The sequence below is a fragment of the Burkholderia sp. Ac-20353 genome (genome assembly GCF_017104785.1).
Taxonomy (GTDB): Bacteria; Pseudomonadota; Gammaproteobacteria; order Burkholderiales; family Burkholderiaceae; genus Burkholderia.
Genome location: NZ_JAAGPL010000035.1, coordinates 39,574 through 60,411, shown reverse-complemented (window position 1 = coordinate 60,411; position 20,838 = coordinate 39,574). Strand labels below are relative to the sequence as shown.

Annotated in this window: 14 protein-coding genes and 1 pseudogene; 9 read left to right on the top strand and 6 right to left on the bottom strand. The window is 66.9% G+C overall.

The features are described 5' to 3' along the window. The 6 genes and pseudogenes from G3N94_RS13690 to G3N94_RS13665 all read left to right on the top strand — a co-directional run. Positions 1–1,686 (top strand): flavodoxin domain-containing protein (locus G3N94_RS13690; RefSeq protein WP_205792921.1); only part of this gene is annotated, 1,686 nt, incomplete at its 5' end. Between the two features lie 329 nt (positions 1,687–2,015). Further along, positions 2,016–3,116, top strand: a pseudogene (locus tag G3N94_RS13685) (filamentous hemagglutinin N-terminal domain-containing protein); the annotation flags it as partial. A 63-nt stretch (positions 3,117–3,179) separates the two neighbouring features. Further along, positions 3,180–3,518, top strand: coding sequence for a small multidrug resistance protein (locus tag G3N94_RS13680; protein ID WP_205792920.1), 339 nt, complete (start codon positions 3,180–3,182; stop codon positions 3,516–3,518). A 16-nt stretch (positions 3,519–3,534) separates the two neighbouring features. Continuing rightward, on the top strand, positions 3,535–5,280 hold the full coding sequence (locus tag G3N94_RS13675; protein WP_205792919.1) for a ShlB/FhaC/HecB family hemolysin secretion/activation protein: 1,746 nt from the start codon (positions 3,535–3,537) through the stop codon (positions 5,278–5,280). Between the two features lie 491 nt (positions 5,281–5,771). After that, entirely contained in the window at positions 5,772–8,366 is a 2,595-nt protein-coding gene (gene mprF, locus G3N94_RS13670) for a bifunctional lysylphosphatidylglycerol flippase/synthetase MprF (RefSeq protein WP_205792918.1), read from the top strand. Further along, positions 8,363–9,643 carry a virulence factor family protein gene (locus G3N94_RS13665; protein ID WP_205792917.1) on the top strand — a complete coding sequence of 427 codons (1,281 nt, stop codon included), beginning with the start codon at positions 8,363–8,365 and terminating at the stop codon, positions 9,641–9,643. Before mprF ends, G3N94_RS13665 begins: the two co-directional genes overlap by 4 nt. Before the next feature lie 38 nt (positions 9,644–9,681). On the opposite strand, the gene G3N94_RS13660 is transcribed toward G3N94_RS13665, so the two are convergent. The 3 genes from G3N94_RS13660 to G3N94_RS13650 form a co-directional block, all read right to left on the bottom strand. Further along, complete coding sequence (locus G3N94_RS13660) at positions 9,682–10,083, bottom strand: DUF934 domain-containing protein (RefSeq protein ID WP_205792916.1); 402 nt, start codon at positions 10,081–10,083, stop codon at positions 9,682–9,684. Continuing rightward, entirely contained in the window at positions 10,080–11,864 is a 1,785-nt protein-coding gene (locus tag G3N94_RS13655) for a nitrite/sulfite reductase (protein ID WP_205792915.1), read from the bottom strand. Before G3N94_RS13655 ends, G3N94_RS13660 begins: the two co-directional genes overlap by 4 nt. Positions 11,865–12,025: 161 nt before the next feature. Further along, positions 12,026–13,450: a PLP-dependent aminotransferase family protein gene (locus G3N94_RS13650; protein ID WP_205792914.1), complete on the bottom strand. Its 1,425-nt coding sequence runs from the start codon at positions 13,448–13,450 to the stop codon at positions 12,026–12,028. A gap of 731 nt (positions 13,451–14,181) precedes the next feature. Here G3N94_RS13650 and G3N94_RS13645 point away from each other — a divergent pair. Further along, the gene (locus tag G3N94_RS13645) at positions 14,182–15,189 is read left to right on the top strand and encodes an extracellular solute-binding protein (protein ID WP_241021819.1); all 1,008 of its coding nucleotides are present in this window, start codon (positions 14,182–14,184) and stop codon (positions 15,187–15,189) included. Continuing rightward, a complete protein-coding gene (locus G3N94_RS13640; RefSeq protein WP_205792912.1) occupies positions 15,186–16,937 on the top strand; it encodes a sensor domain-containing diguanylate cyclase in 1,752 nt (583 codons plus the stop codon). Before G3N94_RS13645 ends, G3N94_RS13640 begins: the two co-directional genes overlap by 4 nt. A 36-nt stretch (positions 16,938–16,973) precedes the next feature. On the opposite strand, the gene G3N94_RS13635 is transcribed toward G3N94_RS13640, so the two are convergent. The 3 genes from G3N94_RS13635 to G3N94_RS13625 all read right to left on the bottom strand — a co-directional run bounded on the left by G3N94_RS13635 (position 16,974) and on the right by G3N94_RS13625 (position 19,560). Further along, positions 16,974–17,273: a DUF4148 domain-containing protein gene (locus G3N94_RS13635; RefSeq protein WP_205792911.1), complete on the bottom strand. Its 300-nt coding sequence runs from the start codon at positions 17,271–17,273 to the stop codon at positions 16,974–16,976. A gap of 194 nt (positions 17,274–17,467) precedes the next feature. Next, entirely contained in the window at positions 17,468–17,728 is a 261-nt protein-coding gene (locus G3N94_RS13630; RefSeq protein WP_205792910.1) for a hypothetical protein, read from the bottom strand. Between the two features lie 143 nt (positions 17,729–17,871). Next, on the bottom strand, positions 17,872–19,560 hold the full coding sequence (locus G3N94_RS13625; protein WP_205792909.1) for a metallophosphoesterase family protein: 1,689 nt from the start codon (positions 19,558–19,560) through the stop codon (positions 17,872–17,874). 229 nt (positions 19,561–19,789) lie between these two features. Here G3N94_RS13625 and dapF point away from each other — a divergent pair, with 229 nt between their 5' ends. Further along, positions 19,790–20,635 (top strand): diaminopimelate epimerase, encoded by an 846-nt coding sequence (gene dapF / locus G3N94_RS13620; RefSeq protein WP_205792908.1) that lies wholly within the window; start codon positions 19,790–19,792, stop codon positions 20,633–20,635. Positions 20,636–20,838 lie beyond the last annotated feature (203 nt).

The following is a 20,838-nucleotide window of genomic DNA, read 5'->3' as shown; positions in this document are numbered from 1 at the left end:
CCGGCCGCGATGCCCGCACCGCAGGCGGACGCCGCTGCAGCGCCGCCGGGCGGCGTGCGGATCGTGCGCACGCGGCCGAAGGTCGTGCTGCTGTGGGCGTCGCAGACGGGCAACATCGAATCGCTGACCGAGGACTACGCGACCCAGCTGATGAACGCGGGCTTCGAGATCCGCACGACCTGCATGTCCGACTACCCGGTCGCGTCGCTCGCGAAGGCGCAATACGTGCTGCTGATGACGAGTACGTTCGGCGACGGCGACCCGCCCGACAACGGCCGCGAATTCTGGGACGCGCTGCGGGCCGACCGCGCCGCGCGCGTCGACGGCGTGCACTTCGCGGTGCTCGCGTTCGGCGACCGCAACTACGACCAGTTCTGCGGCCACGGCCGCCAGCTCGACGCACGGCTCGCGGAGCTCGGCGCGACGCGGCTGTCGCCGCGCGTCGACTGCGACGTCGAGTTCCAGGCCGACGCGAACCGCTGGCTCGAGCGCATCGTCGCGCGAATCAAGGAAGAGGATGCGGCGCTGCATGCGGTGCCGGCGGACGGGATGATCCCGGCGGGCGCGTTGCCGACCAAGGCGCATCCGGCGCCGTCGCGGCTCGTCGCGAACCTGCGGCTCAATCATCCGGGCGCGGCGAAGGATACGCGCTACGTGTCGCTGTCGACCGAAGGCGCGAACCTCGAATACGAAGCCGGCGACGCGCTCGGCGTGTGGCCGACCAACTGCCCGGCGCTCGTCGACGAACTGCTCGAGATCACCGCGCTGAAGGCCGACACGCCGGTGACGGTCGCCGGTGTCGGCGATGTGCGGCTCGGCGACGCGCTCGCGCGCCACTTCGATATCACGCGTCCGCATCCGGACACGCTCGCATACATCGCCGCGCGCAGTTCGAACGGCGCGCTGAACGCGTTGCTCGGCGGCGAGCGCAAGGCCGACCTGAAGAACTGGCTGTGGGGCCAGCAGCTCGCCGACGTGCTGCACGAATACCCGATCGAGCTGTCGGGCGCGGACCTCGTCGGCATGCTGAAACGGATGCAGCCGCGGCTCTATTCGATCGCGTCGAGCCCGAACGCGCATCGCGGCGAGATCCACCTGACCGTGTCGGCCGTGCGCTATCACAACGGCCGCCGCGCGCGCAAAGGCGTCGCATCGACGTTCCTCGCGGATCGCGCGGACGATGGCCGCGTGCCGGTGTTCGTGCAGAAGTCCGCACATTTCCGGCCGCCGGCAAGCGGCGACGTGCCGATCGTGATGGTCGGCCCCGGCACCGGCATCGCGCCGTTCCGCGGCTTCCTGCACGAGCGCCAGGCGCGCGGCGCACGCGGCCGCAACTGGCTGTTCTTCGGCGAGCAGCACGCGCAGACCGATTTCTACTATCGCGACGAGCTGGCCGAGATGCGCGACAGCGGTTTCCTCTCGCGGCTCGATCTCGCGTTCTCGCGCGATCAGGCGGAGAAGGTCTACGTGCAGGACCGGATGCGCGAGCAGGGTGCCGAGCTGTTCGCGTGGCTCGAGGAGGGCGCGCATTTTTATGTGTGCGGCGACGCGGCGCGGATGGCGAAGGACGTCGACGCGGCGCTGAAGTCGGTGGTCGCCGCGCACGGCGGGATGTCGGACGACGAGGCGGGCGAATACGTCGCGCGGCTCGCGAAGGACCGGCGCTACGTGCGGGATGTGTACTGAGCGCGTGCGGCAGGGGGCACGTTGCCCCCGTGCCGTCGCTGGCCGGCAACACATTTTGACTATTTCCCGATGATCGCGATGCGGCGCGATATCGATCGGATTTTTATTTGCGATGAGATAAATCGGGAATCAATGCAGGAAAATTCTGAAGAACTCTAATAAAAATCAGATGCATTAATTCGAGATAGCGGAGTGTGATAGGAAAAATCCTGAAATTGCGTCACTTCACATATCCATAGCGTCTGGCAATTGTCGACGGTCACCTTATGGCTTGCTGACGATTGCTTTGCTAACGTTCATCGATCTGAAAAGAAGTCCAATAAAGAACGATGAATGGAAAGACCTACCGCCTGGTGAATTCCAGATTCCGGGGAATGGTGGTGGTTGTCGAAGAGACGGCTGCCGCTTCGGGGGAAGCTGCTTCCGGCGAGCACCGTGCCGGCCGACGTGCACTCGGCGGTTCGGGCTGGATTCTTGCGGCTGCATCGCTGGCGGCTGCGCCTTCGCTCGCACCGGCGCAGATCGCGCCGACGCCAGGCACGCCCACGCATGTGATCCAGACGCAAAACGGCTTGCCGCAGGTGAATATCGCCAAGCCTTCCGGCGCCGGCGTATCGGTCAATACCTACAACCAGTTCGACGTCCAGAAAAACGGCGCGATCCTCAATAACTCGCCGACGTCCGTCAATACGCAGCAGGCCGCTTATATCAACGGGAACCCGAACTTCGGGCCCGGTCAATCCGCCCGGATCATCGTCAACCAGGTGAACAGCGCGAACGGGTCGCAGATTCGCGGTTACGTCGAAGTCGCCGGGAATCGCGCGGAAGTGGTGCTGGCCAACCCGGCCGGCATCGTCGTCGACGGCGGCGGCTTCATCAATACGTCGCGCGCCACGCTGACCACCGGCCAGCCTTACTACAGTGCGGACGGCTCGCTCGCCGGCTACGCCGTCAATCGCGGACTCGTCACGGTGCAGGGCGCGGGGCTCAATGCGGCGAACGTCGATCAGGTTGACATCATTGCCCGCGCCGTGCAGGCGAATGCGGCGATCTACGCGAAGAACCTGAACGTCATCGCGGGCGCGAACCAGGTCGATCACGACACGCTGGCGGCGACGCCGATCCAGGGCGATGGCGCCGCGCCGGCCGTCGCGATCGACGTCAGCCAGCTCGGCGGGATGTACAGCGACCGGATCTACCTGGTCGGCACCGAAGGCGGCGTCGGTGTGCGCAATGCGGGCACGATCGCGGCGCAGGCCGGCGATATGACGCTGCAGTCGAACGGCCGCCTCGTGCTGACCGGCAAGACAACGGCAGCGGGCAATCTCGCGATGTCCGCGGCGGGCGGCATCGACAACAGCGGCACGCTTTATGCGCAGCAGTCGGTGTCGGTGAGCACGGCGGTTGATCTCGTGAACAGCGGTACGCTCGGCCGACATGCGTGCCACGCCTGACCGTCGGCCCGATATCGCCATGGCGACGGAGGCCATCCGATGAATTGGCTGATCGTTATCGCAAGCGGTATTTTCGGCGGCCTTGCCAGCGTGTTGCTCAGAATCGCGGCCCTCAAGGGCATTGCACTCGGCGAGTCGAGCGCATTGCCGTGGATTGCGCGCGGTGCAGCGATCGGCGCCTACGGTATCGGCTTCGTGCTTTATGCGATTGCGCTGCGCAAGACGACGCTTGGCGTTGCGTATCCGACCATGGTGGCGATCTCCATGCTTGTTGTGCTGTCGTTCACGGCGCTGTACGAACACCTTTTGAAGCCGTTGCAAGCGGTCGGCGCAGTTGTCGTCCTGATCGGCGTCTGGATGGTCACGCGGTACGCATAATCGAGAAAACCAGTACATGAGGAAGAAAATCCGGGGAACCAACCTTGTCACAGCCTCCTTGCTGCTCGCATCGGCCGGCGTATCCGCACAGTCGATCGCGCCGGGCGCCGTGCCGACCAGCAACGATCAACGTGCCCGCGAGCAGGAGCAAGCGCGCGAACGCGAGCGAACCGTTTCCGCACCGGCAGTGCGCTCGTCCGTAACGGAAAGCGCGGCTTTCCTGACCTTGCCGACCGAAACGCCGTGCTTCCGCGTCGACAACTTCACGCTCGACGTCCCCGATTCGCTGCCCGACGCAGTAAAGTCTCAAGGCGCGTCCGCACTGCCAATGGACCGCTTCGCCTTCGCCCGTGAATGGCTGAGCCACTATGCTGGCCAATGCGTTGGCAAACAGGGCCTCGACGTACTGGTCAAAGGCCTGTCCCAGGCGATCCTGTCGCGCGGCTACATCACGACCCGCGTCCTGCTCCCCGAACAAGACCTCTCGACCGGCATCCTCAAACTCGCGCTGATCCCCGGCACGATCCGCCACGTCCGCTTCTCCGACGAAAAGCTCCGAGGCACCTGGAAAACCGCGTTCCCGACCCGTGACGGCGACCTCCTGAACCTGCGCGACCTCGAGCAGGGCATCGAGCAGATGAAGCGCGTGTCGAGCCAGGACGTCTCGATGCAGATCGTCCCCGCCGACACGCCTGGCGAAAGCGACGTCGTCCTCGACGTCAAACGCGCAAAACCCTGGACCGTCGTCGCCTCGATCGACAACTCCGGCACGCGCGCCACGGGCCGCCTGCAAGGCAACCTGTCGGTCGGCATCGACAACCCGCTCGGCCTGAACGACCTCTTCAACATCGGCGTGAGCCAGGATCTCGAACTGGGCGACAAGCGTCTCGGCTCGCACGGCTGGAACGGCTTCTACTCGATCCCGTGGGGCTACTGGACCGCGACGCTGTCGGCATACACGAACACGTACTACCAGCAGATCGCCGGCGTAAACCAGACCTTCGTCGCGAGCGGCAATTCGAAGACCGTCGACTTCAAGCTGAACCGCGTGCTGTTGCGCAGCCAGAACGACGTATTCGGCGCGCAATTCCACTTGTCGCGCCGCTTCGGCCAGAGCTTCATCGAAGACACCGAAATCCCGCAGCAGCGCCGCAACAACACGTTCGTCGAAATCGGCCTGACCGATCGTCATTACTTCGGTGGCGCGCAGTTCGACGGGATGCTCGCGTACCGGCAGGGCATCGGCGCATTCGGCGCGCAGGACGACATGCTGGCAGCCGAAGGCGGCCCGACCTACCGCTACAGAATGGCCGTACTCGACGCGAACCTGCAGGTGCCGTTCGCCATTGCGAAGCAACCGTTCCGCTACGTCGGCACCTTCCACGGCCAATACACGGGCAACACGCTGTACTACATCGACGACCTGACGATCGGCAGCCGCTACACGGTGCGCGGTTTCGACGGCGAGACGATGCTGGCGGCCGCGCGCGGCTTCTACTGGCGCAACGAGTTGCAGATGCCGATCGGGCAGACGGGGCAGGCGCTCTATGCGGGGCTCGATTACGGTCGAGTGTGGGGCCCGCAGCCGGTCACGCTGGTCGGCACGCAACTGGCCGGCGCGGTGATCGGCGTGAAGGGGAGCGTCGGCACGAGATTCGGCGCTTATGCATACGACCTGTTCGCGGGTACGCCGGTCTACAGGCCGTCGGGCTTCCCGACTGCGCGGGTGACGTTCGGCTTCCAGTTGACGGCGCAGTTTTAACGGCAGAGTCGGGCCGGGGGCTGCGAACCGGTACGGATTGCGGGATGAACCACGCCGCCCGGACGTAGCGGCCAAATGAAGGCCCAATGAAAGGGCGGCGACACACCGCCCAACCCAACCTGTCCCCATTCCCGAAAAGCCCTGCGACCTTACGTCTTTCTCCTCGCCCGCCGGGCCGCGCCCGGCAAATTTCTCCCGAATGCATCGCAAGTCACTTGTCCGATGAAAAATCCCCGCCGGTTCCCGGTATGATTCGCATCTCGCGCATGTATGGATCGCTTAATTTTGATCTTGCATTGACGCGGCCGTGCCGTCCGGCTCGGCGTCACCGAACGCGAAAGATTTTGTAATATAAATTCCGTATACTTGTAATTTCTGAATCAGGCACCGCCAGCCTCCCGCTTTGGCGGACCGCCGACGCAGCACAACCAGATTCGTCGCCGCCCGGGTACCCGACGCCGCGACACGCTATGTACCGCCACCAATAATCTATGTCTTCCCGCCACCCTGGTTCGCCCAGCCGTGCCGCGGCAATGTTCGGCCGTGTCTCGGCACTGCTCCGCAACGAGCGTGTCCTGTCGCCGCTGCTTGCACTCGGCATCGGCCTGCTGCTGATCGTGGTCTTCCAGCACCTGTCGGCGTCCGTCGATTACCGGTCGGTGATCCGCGAGCTCCGCCACATGTCGCCCGCCGAGTGGGGCGCGTCGCTCGGTGCGACCGCGCTCAGCTATCTCGCGCTGGTCGCCCGCGACGCGGTCGGCTTGCGCTACGTTGCCGCCAAGGTGCCGCGCGCGGCGCTGTGGATCGGCGCGATCGCGGGCTCCGCGCTCGGCAACGCGACCGGTTTCGGTGCGCTGACGGGCGGTGCGGTCCGCGCGCGCGTCTACGGCGTGTCCGGTGTCACGCCCGCGCAGATCGGCCGCATGACGGTGTTCACGAGCGGCACGCTCGCGCTCGCGCTGGTGCTGATGACGGCGGTCGGCATGGTCTGCGTGCCGCAGACGCTCGCCGCGATGCTGCACGTCGCGCCGGCCGTGCTGACGTGGAGCGGCGCCGCGCTGCTGGCGGCGATGGCCGCGATCGTGTTCGCGTGCGGTAACACGGCCCGGCCGGTCGTCACGCGCTTCAAGTGGCTTGCGTTCGACGTGCCCGCGCGGCGCGACCTGATCGCGCAGGTTCTCTACGCGGTGCTCGACGTGATCGCTGCAGGCCTCACGCTGTGGGTGCTGCTGCCGGCCGCGCCGGTCGGCTTCCCGACCTTCATCACCGTTTACGCGGCCGCGCTGCTGCTCGGCATGATCGGCCATACGCCGGGCGGGATCGGCGTGTTCGAGGCCGCGATGGTGTTCACGCTCGGCCGCGACGTGCCCGCGCATGCGATGGTCGCCGCGCTGATCGCGTATCGCGCGATCTATTTCGGCGTGCCGTTCGTGCTGTCGGCCGGTCTGCTCGCGGGCTTCGAAGGCCGCGCGCTGCGGCGCCGCCTCGTCACGCGGCAGGCCGCACGCGTGTCGCAGCTCGCGCCACTGTTCCTGAGCCTCGTCACGTTCGCGGTCGGCACGATGCTGGTAATCTCGAGCGCGACGCCGGCGTTCTGGCACCGGATCGCAATCCTGCGCAACATCGTGCCGCTGTGGGTGCTCGAAGGCTCGCAGGTGATCTGCAGCGTGCTCGGCGTCGCGCTGCTGTTCGTCGCGCGCGGGCTGTTGCGCCGCCTCGACGGCGCGTGGTGGATGACCTTCGCGCTGACGCTCGCGAGCCTCGCGCTGTCGCTGGCGAAGGGCCTCGCGTTCGTCGAGGCCGGCGTGCTCGGCACGCTGCTGGTGCTGCTGCTCGTCAGCCGCCGGCGCTTCAACCGTCACTCGTCGCTGCTCGCCGAGCGCTTCACGGTGAGCTGGTTCGTGTCGGTGGCGATGGTGCTGATGCTGGCCGTGTGGGTGCTGTTCTTCGCGTTCCGCGATGTGCCGTACACGCGCGAGCTGTGGTCGCATTTCTCGTTCGACGCGCGCGCGCCGCGTGCGCTGCGCGCAACGTTCGCCGCTGGCGTGTTCGTCGCACTGTTCGCGCTGTGGCAGCTGCTGCGCCCGGCGCCGGGCCGCTTCGTGACGCCCGCGCCGCAGGACCTGCAGGACGCCGAACGCATCATCCGTGCACAGGAATGCAGCGACGCGGGCCTCGCGCTGATGGGCGACAAGTCGTTCCTGTTCTCGGAATCGCGCGAGGCGTTCCTGATGTACGCGAAGCACGGCCGCACGTGGGCCGCGCTGCACGACCCGGTCGGCCCGCGCAGCGAATGGCCGGCGCTGATCGGCAAGTTCATCGCGCTCGCGCACAAGCACGGCGGCCGCGCGGCGTTCTACCAGGTGCGCGCGAACGCGCTGCCGCTGTATCTCGACGCGGGGCTCACGCTGATGAAGCTCGGCGAGGAAGCGCACGTCGCACTCGACGAATTCGACCTGAAGGGCTCGCACCGCTCGCACCTGCGCTACGCGCTGCGCCGCGGCGACAAGGACGCGATGACCGTCGAGGTGATCGCGCCGCACGCGGTGCCCGACGCGCTGCCCGCGCTGCGCGACATCTCGGACGGCTGGCTCGACAGCCGCGACGCGCGCGAGAAGAGCTTCTCGGTCGCGGCCTTCCACGACGGCTATCTCGCGACGCAATCGGTGATGCTCGTGCGGCAGGCCGACAAGCCGGTCGCGTTCGTCACGTTCATGACGACCGACCTCAATACCGAGGCGACGGTCGGCGTGATGCGTCATCTGCCGGAAGCGTCGCCGTATGCGATGGAGTACCTGTTCACGCAGCTCGCGCTGCACCTGAAGGAAGCGGGTTTCCGCAAGCTGAGCCTCGGCATCGCGCCGTTCTCGGGGATGGGCGCCGCACGGATGCCGTCGCCGTGGCACCGGTTCGGGCTGATGGTCTGGCGCTTCGGCGGCCGTTTCTACAATTTCCGCGGCTTGCGCGCGTTCAAGAGCAAGTTCGAGCCGCATTGGGAGCCGCGTTATCTCGCGGCTTCGGGCTCGGTCGGCGTGTTCGTCACGCTGGCCGATCTGTCTCTGCTGGCTGGAGGTCGGCGTTCATGATGTTGAAGAAGGGAATCTCGCGGGCGCTGGCCGCCTGCGCGGGAATGATGCTGGCGGGTGCCGCGTTCGCGACGCAGCAGGCCGCCACGAATGTGCAGACGATGCCGGGCGGCCGTTACGGCCCGGTCACGGTCACGAAGCCGAGCGGCGCGCTGCGCGGCTTCGTCGTGATGTTCTCGCGCGACGCCGGCTGGAGCACGGCCGACCAGCAGGCCGCCAACGCGCTCGCGAAGGCCGGCGCGATGACGGTCGGCGTCGATTCGGAGCGCTATGCGGCGAACCTCGCCGCGAAGCCGGAAACCTGCCATCACCTCGACGGTGACACCGAGGCGGTCAGCCACCAGCTCGAACGGCTCGCGCGCTCGTCGCGCTATTACGCGCCGATCGTCGCGGGTGTCGGGCAGGGCGGCGCGATCGCGAAGCAGATCCTGTCGATGGCGCCGGAGAACACGATCGCCGGCGCGGTGTCGGTCGAGCCGTCCGCGACGCTCGATCCGCGCTTCAAGCCGTGCCCGCCCGATCCGACGATCGTGCGCCGCGCGATGCCGGGCTTCGTCGACACCGCGGCGGCCGGCGATACCGCGAAGCTCGTGTCGCTGATCACGCCGCACCTGCGCGACGGCACCGCCGACGACGAGCTCGACGTGTCGGACCTGCCGCTGATCGAGCTGCCGGCCGCGAAGCCGTCGGGCCTGGTCGCGATCGTGATTTCCGGCGACGGCGGCTGGCGCGATCTCGACAAGACGATCGCCGAGGCGCTGGCGCGCGACGGCGTGTCGGTCGTCGGCATCGACAGCCTGCGCTACTTCTGGAGCGAGAAGCCGCCTGCGCAGACGAGCCGCGATCTCGCGCGCGTGATGCGCACCTACATGACGCGCTGGCATGCGACGAACGTCGCGCTGGTCGGCTATTCGTTCGGCGCGGACGTGATGCCGTTCGCGTACAACCGGCTGCCGGCCGACCTGCGCGACAAGGTGGCGGTGATGTCATTGCTCGGCTTCTCGCCGGCCGCGGATTTCCAGATCCGCGTGACGGGCTGGCTCGGGATGCCGGCGAGCGACAAGGCGCTGAAGGTCGCGCCCGAGATCGCGAAGGTGCCGCCGGGCATCGTCCAGTGCTTCTACGGCGAGGCGGAGAAGGAAACGATGTGTCCCGCACTCGCGAGCACGGGTGTCGAACTGATCAAGACGCAGGGCGAGCACCACTTCGGCCGCGACTACATCGCGCTCGAGAAGCGGATTCTCGCGGCGTTCAAGAAGCAGGTGGCCGCGCGCTGAGTCTGCCGCCGCCGCGTCCTGCGGCGGCGTTTCCACCCTCACATTTCCACCCTCACATCGCGCTGATAGAAGCCCGAAAAGCGTTCGAGCTGGCGCCGTGCGTCTTCCGGATCGGCGTCTTCGTGCAGCACCGCGCTCGAAAACCCGGTGCGCTCCATCAGCAGCAACTGATCGATCATCACGTCGCCAGTCGCGCGCAGGTCGCCGGCGAAGCCGAAGCGCTTGCGTAGCAGGTAGGCCTGGCTGTACGCGCGGCCGTCGGTAAACGCCGGGAACTGCAGGTCGATTCGCGATGCAGCCGCGATCTGCGCGGCGAGCGGCGCGAGGTCCTCGTCGTTGGCGATCGCGAGCGTCGTGTCGCCGTGCTGCTGCGCGGCGCGCGTGTCGTCGTCGTGGCGGGCCGGCGTCAGCAGCCGGATGCGTTCGGTCGGGTTCGTCATGCATGCTCCGCGAGATGGCGCGCGCGCTGCGCGGCAGTCTTGAACGGCTCGTGGCCGATGCGGCGCACGGTGTCGATGAACCGCTCGCTGCGGCCACCGATGTCGAGCCGCGCGTCGAGATACGCGGCCACCAGCGCGTCGACGACGTCGACGATCTCGTCCGCGGAGAACGACGGGCCGATCACCTTGCCCGGCTGCGCGGGCCCGCTTTCGGCCGAGCCGTCGGAGCCGCCGAGCGTCACCTGGTACCACTCGGCGCCATCCTTGTCGACGCCGAGGATGCCGATGTGGCCGCTGTGATGATGGCCGCACGAATTGATGCAGCCGCTGATGTGCAGGTCGATGTCGCCGACGTCGTGCAGCAGGTCGAGATCCTGGAAACGCTCGGTGATCGCATCGGCGATCGGGATCGAACGCGCATTCGCGAGCGCGCAGAAATCGCCGCCCGGGCACGCGATCATGTCGGTCAGCAGGCCGACGTTCGCGCTCGCGAGACCGATCGCGCGCGCGTTTTCCCACAGCAGGAACAGGTCGTCGACGTGCACCCACGGCAGCACCGCATTCTGCGTGTGTGTGACGCGCGCCTCGCCGGCCGAGTAGCGGTCGGCGAGATCGGCGAGCGCGTCGAGCTGGTCCGGCGATGCGTCACCGGGCGCCTGCAGCCGCCGCTTGAACGACAGCGTGACGATCCGCAGCGACGGGTCGCGATGCGCGGCGACGTTGCGCGCGAGCCAGCGCGCGAACGCCGGATGCCGGTGCGCGTGCGCGCTGATGCGCGCATTCGCGTCGTGCAGGTCGACGCTGCGCGGCTTGCGCGATGGCGGCACGAAGCACGCGGCGATCCGGTCGAATTCGGCCTGCGGGATCGTATGCGGGCCGCCGTCGAGCTCGACGATCTGCCGGAACTCCTCTTCGACGTCGTCGATATAGCGCTGCCCCTCGGTCTTCACGAGGATCTTGATGCGCGCCTTGTACTTGTTGTCGCGGCGGCCGTAGCGGTTGTACACGCGCACGATCGCCTCGATGTAGTTCATCACGTGCCGCCACGGCAGGAACGCGCGCAGCAGCGTCGCGATCATCGGCGTGCGGCCCATCCCGCCGCCGACGCTCACGCGAAAGCCGAGCTCGCCCGCGTCGTCGCGCACGAGCTTCAGGCCGACGTCGTGCCAGTCGGTCGCCGCGCGATCCTCGGCCGCGCCGGTGATCGCGATCTTGAACTTGCGCGGCAGGAACGCGAACTCGGGATGCAGCGTCGTCCATTGCCGCATCGCCTCGGCGAACGGGCGCGGATCGGCGATCTCGTCCGGCGCGACGCCCGCGCGCTCGTCGCACGAGATGTTGCGGATGCAGTTGCCGCTCGTCTGGATGCCGTGCATGTCGACGGTCGCGAGCAGGTCCATCACGTCAGCCGCTTTCGATAGCGGAATCCAGTTGAACTGAACGTTGGTGCGCGTCGTGAAGTGCGCATTGCGGGTCGGCAGGCGCGTCGTGCCGAGCTGCGCCTGCGCGTCGCATGCGGCGCGGTAGGTCGCGTCGTCGGGCACGTCGTAGTCGCACGCGATCCGCGCAAGCACGCGCAGCTGCGCGCTCGACAGCTCGCCGTACGGCACGGCGACGCGCAGCATCGGCGCATGGCGCTGCACATACCAGCCGTTCTGCAGCCGCAGCGGCCGGAACGCGTCTTCGCTCAACGTGCCGCGCTGCCAGCGTTCGAGCTGGTCGCGAAACTGGGCGGCGCGGCTCTGCACGAGCGCGCGGTCGAAATCCGTATATCGATACATGGAGTCGGAGGCAACGTGAGCGGCGCGGGGCGCACCGCTCGTCGGGTGCGCGCGTCCGGGCGGACGCGACGAAAGGACAGCGTAGAGAATGGGCGGGGCCGCAACAAGGAGCAGTTGCGGGCGGAATGGGCGCAGCAGATGCGCGCGCCGGCAGATCGCCTTCAGCCCGCCTTGCGCACCGCGGGCCCCGCGACGAGCTCGCCGAGCACGCGGATCGCCCGCTCGATCTCGCGGCTCCACGGGTGGCCGAAATTCACGCGCACGCAGCGCTCGAAGCCGTGCGCCGCGGAAAACAGCGGCCCCGGCGCGAAACTGATGCCGCGCTCGAGCGCCTGCCGATGCAGCTCCATCGCGTCGATCGCTTCCGGGCATTCGAGCCACAGGAAGTAGCCGCCGTCCGGCTTCACCCATTCGACGCCGGCCGGCAGCCAGCGCCGCAGCGCGTCGTCCATCCGCTCGAGCTGGCTGTGCAGCGCGCCGCGCAGCTTGCGCAGATGGCGATCATAGCCGCCGTGCTCGAGATAGTTCGCGATGCCGGCCTGCGCGGGAATGCTCGCCGACAGCGTCGTCATCAGCTTGAGCCGCTGCACCTTTTCCGCGAACCGCCCGGCGGCCGCCCAGCCGATCCGGTAGCCGGGCGCGAGCGTCTTCGAGAACGAGCTGCAGTGCATCACGAGGCCGTGTCGGTCGAATGCGCGCGCGGGCAGCGGATAGTCGGGCCCGAAATGCAGCTCGCCGTACACGTCGTCCTCGATCAACGGCACGTCGCGCGCGGCGAGCAGCTCGACGAGCGCGCGCTTTTTCGCGGCCGACAGCGTGACGCCGGTCGGATTCTGGAAATTCGTCATGAACCAGCATGCGCGCACGTTGTGGCGGTCGAGCGCGTTCTCGAGCGCGACGAGATCGAGCCCCGCGTGCGGATCGACCGGAATCTCGACTGCCCGCAGGTCGAGCCGCTCGATCGCCTGCAGCGCCGCGTAGAAGCCGGGTGCTTCGACGGCCACCACGTCGCCGGGCCGCGTGACGGCCATCAGGCACAGGTTCAGCGCTTCAAGTGCACCGTTCGTGACGACGATCTCGTCGACCGGCTGCGATACGCCCATCGCGAGATAGCGCAGCGCGATCTGCTGGCGCAACTGCTCGTTGCCGGGCGGCAGGTCGACGACCGTGCTCCACGGGCTGACGAGCCGCGTCGCCTGCGCGAGCGATTTTGCGAGCCGCGGCAGCGGAAACAGCTGCGGCGACGGGAATGCGGAGCCGAGCGGCACGATGCCGGGCTGGGTCGCGGCGTCGAGCACCGAGAATACGAGGTCGCTGATGTCGACCTTGCGCGTCGCGCCGGCCGCACGGCTCGCGCGCCGCTTCGCGGGCGGGCGCGCACCGGGCGCGACGTAGTAGCCGGAGCGCTCGCGCGCACGAATCAGGCCCCACTGTTCGAGCAGGTAGTACGCGCGAAACACCGTCGACTGGCTGACGCCATGCTGCGCGATGATCTGGCGCAGTGACGGCAGGCGCGTGCCGACCGCGAGGTTGCCGTTGCGGATTTCGTCGGCAATCGTGTTGGCGAGGGTTTCGTAGCGTTTCATTGACGTGGGTGGGAGCACGCCGCGGGATGCGGGCCCGTATGGCTTCGCGCGCGGCAGGCGGCTCATTGTCCGATGAGCGCTGGCAAAAGGATAGCGCATCCGTCCCCGAGGGCGGCGTCGAAGCGGGCACGAATCCGCAGTGCGTGCCGCGCTGTACCGACGGATGCCGCGACGCGCGCATGTGACGATTGCCGATCGAAATACGTGTATTTGCGCATTCCGATTCAATTGATGCGCCGGCAGTACGAATGCAATTCGTCTGACATGAAATTGATCTGACGATGTCGTGATCGAATGACAATGCGCCGACTCAATTTTTACGACGGGCTGTCGTTAACGATTCAGTGCGTAATTTGATTGGATCCGCGATTACGGATTGTCGGCAGGCGATTTGCCTGATCAATCGGCAATTGCTTGTGGTCGCAACGTTATGCAGCCAGATAAATGAAATCGGCATGTTGCGAATTTAAGTCCGGAGCGCGAATCATTCCGAATCAACGGGTAAAAACGTACGCATGAATCCGCATGTGGCGAGTTCTTATTGCATGCCGTTCCTTTTTATGGTCTTGTAGCAAGCTCAAACAATCGCATCGACTAGAAAAAAGGACAGTCGAATGCTGCCGTGCAATCCGGACTCAGTCCGATTGATCAGGGGAATTGGCGCGTGTTGGCGCGGGGTCAACGTTGCGACGCGTACGATTCTCATCGTTTTGATATCAGGCCTGCTTTGCATGTCTGGCATCGCCGCGCCGGAATCCGCAAACGAAAACGTTTTGCGTGTTCTCGCGTGGCCCGGTTATGCGGATAACGATGTCGTCAGCGCTTTCGAATCGCAATTCCATGTGCGCGTGGAAGTGACCTTCGTCGATTCCGACGAAGCGTTATGGTCGCGGATGCATAGCGCTTCGCCTCCGGCCTACGACGTGCTCGCCGCGAATACGGCCGAGATCCAGCGTTATGCGCGCGACCGGCTGCTCGCGCCGCTCGATCTGTCGCGCATTCCGAACCGGCGGCGGCAATTGCCGAATTTCCAGCAGGTCGACCAGATCGGCGGCCTCGTGCGCCATGGCGCGACTTATGCGGTGCCGTTCACGTACTCGTCGATGGGGCTCATCTACGACCGCAAGCAGGTACCGGCTGCGCCGCATTCGATGCTCGAGCTGTGGGATCCGCGCTACCGCGGCAAGGTGCTCGATTTCAACAGCGCGCAGCACAATTTCTCGTTCACCGCGCTGGCGCTCGGCTATGCCGATCCGTTCAACCTGTCGCCGGCACAGACGAAGGCGGTCGCGCACAAGCTCGTCGAGCTGCGCCGCAACCTGCTCACGTACTACACGCTGCCCGAGGAGGCGACCGCGCTGTTCGTCCAGCATCACGCGGCGCTGATGTTCGGCAACTACGGCACGCAGCAGGTCGAGCTGCTGCGCCGCGCGGGCGCGGACGTCGGCTACGTGATTCCGGACGAAGGCGCGCTCGCATGGCTCGACTGCTGGGCGATGACGCGCGGCGCGGAGCATCCGGAGCTCGCGCTCGCGTGGATCAACTACATGCTCGAGCCGGCGATCGGCGCGCTGCTCACGCAGCGTCAGGGGCTCGCGAATACGCTTGTGCCGCCGCCGGGCCTCGGCGCGGGGCATCAGCATCTCGTGTGGATCCAGCCGGTCGAGAGCATCGCGCGTCGCGAGGCGCTGTGGAGCCGCATCGTATCGGGCGACCGGCCGGAGCGCTTCGCAAAATGATCAAGCTCGGCCTCACGTCGAAACTGTCGGTGCTGCTCGCCTGCATCGGCGTCGTGGCGTCCGGCGTGACCGGCTATTACGCGTATCGCGCGAACCGCGCGATGCTCGTGCAGGAAGCGCAGCACAGCCTGCTGACGTCGACGCAACTGCTGGGGCAACGCTTCACCGCCGCGCTCGGCGACGTCGCCGACGACGCGCTGGTGCTCGCGACGATGCCGTCGTCGGCCGCCGTTGCGAGCGGCGACGATCCCGCGCACGCGCGGCGCGAGCGACTCGAACAGGTGTACTACAGCTTCATGCAGTATCACCCCGAGTACTTGCAGATCCGCCTGATCGCGCGCGCGCACTATGGGCAAGAGCGGATTCGCGTGGACCGCGACGTGCGCGGCATTGCCGTGCTGCCGGAGGGCGAATTCCAGGAGAAGGGACAGTTCTCCTACGTGTTCGATACGCTGTCGACCGCGCAGGGCCACATCTACCTGTCGCCGATCGCGATCAATCACGAGACGGGGTCGCATGCGGCGGAGGGGCAGCCGATCCTGCGCGTCGGCACGCCGGTCGCCGACGCGCGTGGCGAGACGGTCGGCGCGCTCGTGATCGACGTCGAGCTGACGCGTGTGTTCTCACGGCTCGAACGCGATCTGCCGGAAGACTATCGCGTGTATCTCGCGAACGAATGGGGCGATTTCCTCGTGCATCCGGATCCGGCGCAGACGTTCGGGTTCGACCGCGGGCGGCGCGTGCTGATGCAGGACTCGTTTCCGGCGACAAAGCCGCTGTTCGAGGAATCGCGCGCGAGCGTGACGTGCGCCGAGTCGCCGCGCGCGCCCGACCAGATGCTCGCGTTCGCACGCACGCAGTTCAGCCGCAGCGAAGACAACCGCTTCGTCGTGCTCGGGATCGAGCGACCGCTGGCGGACGTGGTCGCGCCCGCCGCGATGCTCGGCGGCCGGATCGTGCGGATGGTGCTGATCTCGAGCGTGTTCGCGGTGATCCTCGCGATCCTGTTCGCGCGCGCGCTCACGCGGCCGCTGCAGACGCTCGCGCGCGCGGCGACCCACGTGTTCGACGATCCCGCCGCGGAGCGGCTGCCGGTCGAGCGCTCGGACGAGATCGGCATCCTCGCGCGCTGCTTCGACTGCATGCGTGTCGAGATCCGCACGCAGCTGACGATGCTGCGCGCGAAGCAGCAGGAGCTCACGCATCTGGCCGGCCACGACGTGCTGACCGGGCTGCCGAACCGGCTGCTGTTCATGGAGCGGCTCGACGGCGCGATCCGCCATGCGGCGACGGCGAACGAGGGGCTCGCGGTGATGTTCGTCGACCTCGACCGCTTCAAGCAGATCAACGATCAGCTCGGGCATTCGGCGGGCGACCGCACGCTCGTCGCGGTCGCGAAGCGGCTGAACCTCGTACTGCGCAGCGGCGACATGGCCGCGCGGCTCGGCGGCGACGAGTTCATCGTGCTGCTGGCGGGCGTGCATTCGCCGGAGGTGATCCGCGAGATCGCGTCGCGCATCCAGGGTGTGATGGCCGAGGAGCTGGAGTTTGGCGAGCGGCGCATGGCGGTCGGCGCGAGCATCGGCGTCAGCGAGTTCCCGGCCGACGGCCGCTCGGCCGAGGAACTGCTGGTCAAGGCCGATGCCGCGATGTACGCGGCAAAGGCATCCGAGCAGCGCGTGTGCGTCCGGTATCAGGACCTGCTCGGCGCGCGGACGTGCACGAGTGGCGAGATCCGCGCGTCGTAGGCTGTGGCGTTACCGGCGGGTGTGCCGGCGAGCGGCTTAGTGACCGAAGTAGACCGAGTCGCGCGGGTTCTGCACCTTCGCGGCCGGCGCGGCGCCCTGGACGACCGGTGCGGCTTGCGCGCCGTAGCCGCTGTTGTCGGCGCCTTGCACGCGGGCCTGTGCGGCCTGGATGTCCGCCGGGTAATACGGGCTCGACAGGCCCGGCTTGTAGCCGGCGTTCTCGAGCTGGACCAGCTCGTTGCGCACTTGCGCGCGGGTCACGGTGCTTTGCGCGAACGCGCCGAACGAAGCGGACAGAGCGGTAGCGGCGACGACTGCGTAGACGATCGATTTCATGATGACCTCCGATGTAGTTTGGTTCTCCGCGTTCGACTCGATGTCGTAAGCGGTTGACTACATCGTAGGCACCGAGAGCCCTAGGGTAAACGTGAGTTTCGGTGAAAGATCCTTGTCGCTGAGACAATAATGACCAGATAAATCCCGTCCGTCCCTGATTATTGTGTCGCGCGGAAAATACGCGGCGCGGCGGCTCAGACGCCGTCGGCGTCCTCGATTTCCTTGCGCGCGCGGCGCTCCTCGTTGCCGCGGCGCGCACGCAGGCGCTGGCGCGACAGCACTTCGATCACCTGCTGCGTGGAGGCGCCGGACGGCACTTCGTTGCGGATGCGGTTGGCGACCATCGGCAGGCCGGCGCGCTGCCGGCGCAGCGCCTGGGCGATCGCGCGGCGGCATTCGTCGCCATGGCAATCCCATTCGTCGCGGATTTTCTGGCAATAACGGCATGGTTCCATGAGCGACAGTCTAACGTGTCTTCGCGAACGGCGAGTCCTTCGAAGCCAACGGTCGACTATCGGTCGGGGCGGGAAAATGCGGGAGCCGGCATCGCGATCAGCCGCACCGCGCGGGCGCGTGCCCCGCGCGGCGGCGCGCATGCTCAGTGCTCGCGACGCTGCTTGCTCAGCGTGATCGTCTCGAACAGCTCGTACTGCGCGGTCGGCTGCTGGTCCGCGCCCGGCGCGTGGTAGTAGCGCATCGTGATCGTCGTCTCGCCGCCCGGCTTGCCCGGATCGTGGTCGAACACTGCAATGCCGTAGCCGGTGCCCGTGTCGCGGCGGGCGGACCAGATCGCATCCTCGAGCGCGTCGGCCGGCTTGCGCACGAACGTGTTCGGCGCCGCGCCCGGCACCGGCCGGTTCGGCTTCGTGAACACCTTCGCCTGCGCAAAGCCTGTCGCGGGATTCTCGCCGTACACGTCGAGCGGTGCGCTCGTGCCGCCGCCGCCGAGGATCAGGTGGATCGTCCCGTGGCTCGTGTCGAACGTCGCGCGCGACGGATCGGCCGCCACGGCCGGACGCGGCTGCAGCGTATCGACGACTTCGCCCGTGGCCGCGTCGACGCCTGCGCGATGGTTGCAGCCGCGCACCGGATAGCTGCGCTCGTAATCGTGATCGTGGCCGCACAGCACGAGATCGACGCCGTAACGGTCGAACAGCGGCAGCCACGCCTCGCGGATCCCCTTGTCCGAGCCATTGCCCGTCTTCGACGAACTCAGCGCATCCTGGTGCATCTGCACGACGATCCAGTCGATGTCGTGATCCTTCGATGCGTGATGCAGCGTGCGTTCGAGCCAGCGCGTCTGCTCGCCGTTGCTGTAGCCGCGGATGTAGAGCGACGTGCCCGGCTCGATCGGCGGATGCCCGGTGCTGGCCGCCGGCACGAGCGGGTTCGGGCCGGCGACGAAGGCGGCCGCGTCCTGGTAGACGATGTCGTCCGCGTCGAGCGAGATGAACAGCACCGAGCTCACGCGGAAGCTGTACCAGCGGCCCGGAAAGTGCGTGCCGTTCTCGGGCAGCTGATAGCGCGCGAGATACGAATCGAAGCCCTGCGGGCCGTTGTGGAACTCGACTTCGTGGTTGCCGGGGCACGGCATCCACGGCCGGTTCGCGGCCGACGTCTGGTTGTTGTTGCCGAAGTCGCGCCACACTTCAGGCTGGTGCGCGGGGTTCAGGTTCGCGTAGCACAGGTCGCCGTTCAGCAGGTGGAACAGCGGCTGGAACTGCTCGACCGCCTGCACCGCAAAGCCGCTCTGCGGCGACGACAGCACCCATGCGCCGTTCGGCGTCGCGAGATCGCCGTAGCTCGTGAAGCGGAACGGCGCGCGGCCACGCGGTGCGGTCGAGAAGGTCGCGGTGAACGGCTTCGAGGCGTTGCTGTCGTTGTCGGCCGTCAGCATGTACTGGTAGCGTGTGCCGGGCTTCAGGCCATGCACGCGCGCGTGATAGGCGAACACGGTCTCGCCGTTCAGGCCGTCCGTGTAAAGGCGCTGCACGCCGTGCACGATGCGCGGCGCTTCGCCGTCCGCGCTGATGCGCGCACGCGGATTGACGGCCGGCGCGAGCGACGCCCACGAGATCACGACTTCCGATGCCGGGTCGTTGCCCCACGTCAGGTGGATCTGTTCGGGCGTGCCGTCCGGGGTCGGCGCGGCGGCCCTGCCGGCCGCCGCGAGGCCGCCCGCTGCGGTCGCGAGGCCGGATACGCCGGCAAGCTTCAGGAAACCGCGGCGCGACACGGCGGCGGCCGATTCGGGTTGCTGATCGGGGGCGTTGTCCTGGTTCGACATGGTCGGGGATTCTCGTTGAAAGGGGCGTGAGGGCGCGAAGCCGCACGGTCCGGCGCAACGCGCAGCGGGCGGCAGCGTGGGCCGGAAGCGAGCGGGATCCCGGCGACAGGCATTGTTGACGGGCTGTTTTGCCGGGTTGTGACAGCGTGGCGCGGTTGATCTTCCGCGGCTGATCTTCAATTGCCGGTACCATTCCCGGACAACCAGCCGATCGGGAAGAGGGCCGCGCATGACTATCGATTTCGTCAAGATGCATGCACATGGCGACGACTTCGTCGTCGTCGACCGGCGCGGCAAGCTCGACCCGATCACGAGTGACCTGGCCCGCCGGCTCGGTGATCGAAATCGGGGCATCGGATTCAACCAGCTCGCGGTCGTGCTGGATTGCGATGATGCGGCCGCACGCGTGCGGTTCTGGAATCCGGACGGTACGGTGCTCGACACATGTGGTAGCGCGACCCGTGGCGTGGCAGACCTGCTGATGCGCGAAGCGAACGCGTCGTCGATCGTGCTGAAAACCAATCGGGGCTTGCTGACCTGCGTGCGGGGCGCCGATCAACGTGTGTCGGTCGATATGGGAACCCCGCTCGTCGGTTGGCAGGACATTCCCCTTGCCGAGGCGGTCGATACGATTGCATTGCCGCTTCCCGGCAATCCCGCCGCGTGCAGCATGGGCAATCCGCATTGCACGTTCTTCGTCGACGATCTGGCAGCCGTCGACGTCGCGGCGATCGGGCCGGGGATCGAAACGCATCCACTGTTCCGCAACAAGACGAACGTCCACTTCGTGCAGATTCTCGGCCGCACCCGCATCCGCTTGCGGATCTGGGAGCGTGGAGGCGGCATTCCACTCGGTTCGGGTTCGTGTTGTTGCGGCGCGGTGGTCGGCGGGATTCGGCGCGGCCTTCTGGACGATACCGTCGACGTCGAATGCGATGGCGGAATGGTCAACGTGCAATGGGACGGGGCTGGCGGCGTCGTGCTGACCGGTTTGGTCGAGCCGGTCTTTCGCGGAACGATCGCCGATCATTTCCTGCACGAAAGTGTGCGGGGTGGTGGGTACGCGGCACGATGAGCGAAGATAGTCCGCGCCAGCCCCCGGACAGCATCCTTGAAAAGGTCATGATTAGGCTCTAGTGTTATACCCACTGCGCACCGCTTCTGTCCCCACTGCTTGACGGCGACGACGAGTGTCGCGATCATGTCCGCATGCTGCCTGCATGATCATCCAGCGCGACGTTGTTCCTTTCCAGATCAGCCGAACGAGGACGCCGGTGA